Below are 5,212 nucleotides of genomic sequence, written 5' to 3' on the forward strand. Positions count from 1 at the left end.
GGAATCATATAAGCAAGAATATTCTCAAATTGCCCAAAGTGAATTAGAACGGGCAATTCATATTTTAAATGATTTAATGAGTGTTACGAAGCCTGAATTCGCCCAGGAAAAACGAGATACTTTCAACGTATGTTTCGAAATTGAATCTACTTTATTGCTCTTTCAAAATCAGCTTTATCATATAAATATCCAAAAGCAATTTCAAAATGAAAGCGCTCTGATTATTGGTCGAAAACATCAGATTAAAAAAGCCCTCTTCAATTTAATCAAGAATGCAATCGAAGCCATGCCTAAAGGTGGAACATTACTAATTGAGCAACTTGAAGACAATCATGAAACTCACCTCAGCATCTCAGATACTGGCGTAGGTATTCCAAGGGACAAATTACGTCTCCTTGGTACGCCTTTCTTTAGTTTAAAACAGGACGGAAAAGGAATGGGACTAGCCCAAGTCTTTAATGCCATCCAAAGTAATCAAGGCAAAATACATGTTACAAGTGAGGAGGGAAAAGGAACCACTTTTTTTCTTTCATTTCCCAAAACAACTCAACACTCTAACCCATATATAGGAGGCCAAACAATGATAGAAACAACTAATTCAAAGGGTGCGTTATCTAACTTTTTATATGATAATTTAGATTTTTACACAAAAGAATGGTTGCAATATTTACAAAAAAATAAAAGCTATATCACTTCTTTACTGAATGAAAATGGTGAGGCCGATAATTACAGAGAAACGGGTAACCCGATTATGAAACTCGTGGCTCAAAATATCCAAGAATTAAAAATGGAAGAAATTATGGATGTGGCGAAAGAAAGAGGCGTTAGAAGTGCCAAAACAGAGTTTCCGATGCATTTAGCCTGGGAAATTTTCCAATCCACACGCGGAATTATTTGGAATGCCATTAGAGCATTTTATAACGAATCTAAAAATACTCTTACTACAGATGAATTTTTTACGTTAGAACGTACAGTAAATGATATCATTGATTCTTATATCGATTCTTATACTGCTTATTATGTTAACTATAAGGAAGAATTATTAAAAAGCCATCGTGAAACCGTAGATGAATTATCTGTTCCTATCATTCCGATAGCCGATAAGGTATGTATTCTCCCTGTAGTCGGTAATGTAGATACGTATCGCGCCAAAAAAATTCGTGAAAAGACATTGGTTCGTATTAAGGAATTAAAAGCACATCAATTAATCATTGATATTTCAGGTGTCCCTTTTGTAGATACAGCTGTTGTTAACCATTTATTTAAAATTGTAAAAGGCATAAAATTATTAGGCTGCTCCACAATTCTAACAGGAATCAGCGCAGAAATTGCTGATACTATGATTGAACTGGGCATCGAAATAGACAGTGAATTACAAACAAAATCTGATCTACAACAGGCACTGCAGGAAATGCAGCAATTTTCCATAAATAATTGATATAAATAGCCTCCCTTATGGGGGGGCTTATTTCATTTCATAAACTACATTCAAAAAAAAGAGACAGCTTAATGCCATCTCTTGTCAATGGGAGGGTACTATCTTATCAATACTTATATTATTGTATAAGTTTCTTAACTTTTCCTTAATGCATCATTTATTTTTTAGCCAAAAGGCTCGCAATTTTCGGTGCAATTTCTTCAGGTGGAGTTTGTGGTGAAAACCTTTCTAACACCTTCCCTTTTTGATCCACTAAAAATTTTGTAAAATTCCATTTTACAGCCTTTAATCCAAGCATTCCTGGTGCTTCCTCACATAAATATTTATAGAGAGGATGTGCCCCTTCCCCGTTTACTTCAATTTTTTCAAACATTGGAAACGTAACACCGTAGTTCATTTCGCAGAAGCTTGCTATTTCTTCGCTATTACCAGGTTCTTGTCCCAGAAATTGATTGCACGGAAAGCCTAATATTTCCAATCCTTGTTCTTTATATTCTTCGTACAGTGCTTGCAAACCTTTATACTGCGGAGTAAAGCCACATTTACTAGCAACATTCACAACTAGTAGCACCTTCCCCTCATATTCTTGAAGAGATTTCTGCTCACCTTTAATCGTTTTAACTGTAAAATCATACACCGTCATCAAACTTCCTCCTCTTTTCTAATTTGTTACTTTTTATCATAATGTGTTACGAATAGAATGTCGAAAATAACATACCAAATTCTACCGAAAATTAGGTTAAAAAAACTAGACATAAATTAATAAAACATTTACAATATAAATGTGAACACTTTGTGACTAAATATTGAATTTAATGTGACATAAAACGATGAAATCCTAAGGAGGAATTATAAATGGAAAATACGCAATATGAAATGTTATCTGATCGTGAATTTTATTATGTACTTCTTGTTTCAATGCTTGTTGTAGTTGGATGGTTATTCGACACAAATGCATTGTTTTTAAGTAAATGGTTCGCGATGTCTAACGTAATCCTTGTTCCTGTTATCGGAGGCATTATCGGCTACTTCGCAATGAAAATTGGGAAACAAGCGTAACTTGAATGTATTGATACTCATTATCATACAATCTTTATAGGAAAGAGAGAAAACAAGTTTTGTTTTCTCTCTTTTTTTATTATAATGTAATTATATCCAAAATTTAGGAGCGTGATAACTTGGGTAAACCAGAAATGATAGGAATAGACATGTTTTTAATAGATGATTATGATTTAGGTAGATTTAATCGTACTGGCACTACAGTTTTACTTGGTGATAAAATTGCTTTAATTGAAACGTGCGCGAGCCCTTCCCTGCCCTACATAATTGAGGGGCTGATGCATTTACATATATCCACAAATGATATAGCTTACATTATTGTAACACATATCCATCTTGATCATGCCGGAGCTGCAGGATTATTAATGGAGCTATGTCCGAATGCCACCTTACTCGTTCATCCACGAGGTGCAAAACATCTCATTGATCCCTCACGCTTAATTTCAGGCGCACAAGCTGTTTATGGAGAGAGATTTGGCTCTTTGTTTGGACCTATTGTGCCTATTGCAAAAGATCGCATTCTCACGATGCAAGATGGCGATTTTATACAGCTTTCAACTGAAAGAACCCTTACCTTTTATGATACGCCAGGACATGCAAAACATCATCTTTCTATACATGACTCGCTAACAAATGGTGTGTTCGTTGGGGATACGATTGGCGTGTATTATAAAGAACTTCAGGATTGTAATGTAGAGTTATATCTTCCTTCTACCTCCCCATCACAATTCGATCCTGCAGCGATGCTGCATTCATTACAGAGAATTATGGATTTGCGTCCTGAATATATCTTTTTTGGACATTACGGAGCATCAACAAATGTAAAAGAGATTGCTAGTCAATTAACCTATTGGTTACCTCGATTTATGGAAGAGAGTACGAGCATTGCACAACGAGAAATAGAAAATCCGCACATTGTTTCCTTACTTTCTGAACAGATGCTATATGAAGTTGCAACGTATTTAACAGGTAAAAACGTACCTTCTACTCATACGGTTTATGAAATTCTAAAACTTGATATGGAAGTATGTGCAATGGGGATACTTGATTATCTTACAAAATTGAATGCTAAATAACCGTGATGAGATTATTTCTTATAGAAAAAAGCCTAGTTTATCTAGGCTTTTTTTGATTAGTTTTTTCCTTGGCATTCGTGCGCTTCAAAACAAACGCCCCTTTATATAATTCCACTTGCTTTAAGTCAAGCTTTAGCTTTTTTGCAAGCTGAAGAAGTTGCTTTTCTTGTTCCTTTGTTATGATGGAAACAACAATTCCTTCTTTGCCCATGCGACCCGTTCTTCCTGAGCGGTGAATATATTGTTCAGGTTTATCTGGAGCTTCTATATGTATGACATGTGTTACGTCCTCAATATCTAACCCTCTAGCTGCTACATCCGTTGCTAGTACGATTTGAAGTTTCCCTTGTCGAAATGCTTGCATAATTGCCATACGTTCCTGTGATTTTGCTTCAGAATGAAGAGTTGCAGCAGCTATTTTTCCAAATCTAAGTTTAGACTCCATTTCATTTAACCGAAACGGGTCATTTAAGAATGCTAGTGCCTTAACTCCTTCCATATGAACAATTTTGCGAAGGGTATCTACTTTTTCACGAAGTGGCACAATAATATAAAGATGGTGGATGTTACTTGTTTCACTTCTCTTTACACGGAACAATACAGGTTCGGTTGCCATCTTCTTAGCTTCCTCTTCCACTGCATTCGATATCGTAGCCGATACGAAAATTAATTGTCGATCTCTCAATGTTGTTTTTACAATGTCTCCAAGATTCAAATCTTGTTGCAACATTTGATCGTATTCATCCAATACAATTGTCTTTACCTCATGCATTTTTAATTTTTTCTGACGGACTAACTCTAATAAACGACCAGGTGAGGCAACAATGATTTGAGGATGTTTTTTTAATTTTTCAACTTGCCGCTTCACATCTGCTCCGCCAATTAAGCTGACAGCCGTAATCTCGCTATCGATTGTGAATTTCAACACTTCATTATGAATTTGCATAACGAGTTCACGAGTTGGTGCCAAGATAACGATTTGGGGCTGCTTTGCAGTCTCATCCACCTTTTCAAGTAAGGGCAGTAAATATGCTAACGTCTTCCCTGTCCCCGTAGGAGATTCTGCAATTACATCCTTTCCTTCTAGTATGGATGGAATAATACTTTGTTGTATATTCGTCATTTCTTGGAAGTTTGCTTTTTCCCAAGCTTTTTGTAGGAACGGTTTCATTTGCTCGATCATTTTATTTCTCCTTTTTCTGTATCCTTGCATCATTCAAATTTCATATTTATGCTAGTTTTGTCCAGAAAACATAGTGTAACAAACTGTATGAATTGTACCATAGGATGTTTGTATATGCTACACGACTCTCTTTAATAAAAAAAGGACTGTGTACCATAATGGCTGTATACAGTCCTTTTTGACCATTTTTAAAATAATCCGCTCACTTTCCCATTATCATCTACATCCATTTTCAATGCAGTTGGCTGCTTAGGAAGACCAGGCATGGTAAGTACTGAACCTGTGAGAGCTACGATGAATCCTGCTCCAATGGAAGGTTTTAGCTCCCGCACAGTGATAGTGAAATGATCAGGGCGCCCAAGTTTACTTGGATCATCAGATAAGGAATACTGAGTTTTTGCCATGCAAATCGGTAAGTTACTCCATCCTTGCTCCGTAAATTGCTGAAGTTGTTTT

Annotated in this window: 6 protein-coding genes; 3 read left to right on the forward strand and 3 right to left on the reverse strand. The window is 35.9% G+C overall.

The genetic code is table 11. The features are described 5' to 3' along the window. Positions 1 to 1,438: ATP-binding protein (locus tag AC11ZT_RS12510; RefSeq protein ID WP_484059915.1), on the forward strand; the 1,438-nt coding region annotated here is incomplete at its 5' end. Between the two features lie 157 nt (positions 1,439 to 1,595). On the opposite strand, the gene AC11ZT_RS12515 is transcribed toward AC11ZT_RS12510, so the two are convergent. Beyond that, positions 1,596 to 2,081: a glutathione peroxidase gene (locus AC11ZT_RS12515; RefSeq protein WP_484059916.1), complete on the reverse strand. Its 486-nt coding sequence runs from the start codon at positions 2,079 to 2,081 to the stop codon at positions 1,596 to 1,598. Between the two features lie 212 nt (positions 2,082 to 2,293). Here AC11ZT_RS12515 and AC11ZT_RS12520 point away from each other — a divergent pair, with 212 nt between their 5' ends. Both AC11ZT_RS12520 and AC11ZT_RS12525 read left to right on the forward strand, forming a co-directional pair. Beyond that, the gene (locus AC11ZT_RS12520) at positions 2,294 to 2,497 is read left to right on the forward strand and encodes a DUF3925 family protein (protein WP_484059917.1); all 204 of its coding nucleotides are present in this window, start codon (positions 2,294 to 2,296) and stop codon (positions 2,495 to 2,497) included. A gap of 119 nt (positions 2,498 to 2,616) precedes the next feature. Beyond that, a complete protein-coding gene (locus AC11ZT_RS12525) occupies positions 2,617 to 3,573 on the forward strand; it encodes an MBL fold metallo-hydrolase (protein ID WP_484059918.1) in 957 nt (318 codons plus the stop codon). Positions 3,574 to 3,610: 37 nt separating this feature from the next. Here the strand turns inward: AC11ZT_RS12525 and AC11ZT_RS12530 are convergent, their stop codons facing one another. Further along, positions 3,611 to 4,756, reverse strand: coding sequence for a DEAD/DEAH box helicase (locus tag AC11ZT_RS12530; protein ID WP_484059919.1), 1,146 nt, complete (start codon positions 4,754 to 4,756; stop codon positions 3,611 to 3,613). A 188-nt stretch (positions 4,757 to 4,944) separates the two neighbouring features. Next, positions 4,945 to 5,212 (reverse strand): formate--tetrahydrofolate ligase (locus AC11ZT_RS12535; protein WP_484059920.1); only part of this gene is annotated, 268 nt, incomplete at its 5' end.

The sequence above is a fragment of the Ectobacillus sp. genome, from assembly GCF_056992975.1.

What these genes read in the sequence shown, in the direction of transcription:
- AC11ZT_RS12520 (WP_484059917.1), top strand. Translation starts at nt 2,294, where the DNA reads ATGGAAAATACGCAATATGAAATGTTATCTGATCGTGAATTTTATTAT.
- AC11ZT_RS12530 (WP_484059919.1), bottom strand. Translation starts at nt 4,756, where the DNA reads ATGATCGAGCAAATGAAACCGTTCCTACAAAAAGCTTGGGAAAAAGCA.
- AC11ZT_RS12515 (WP_484059916.1), bottom strand. Translation starts at nt 2,081, where the DNA reads ATGACGGTGTATGATTTTACAGTTAAAACGATTAAAGGTGAGCAGAAA.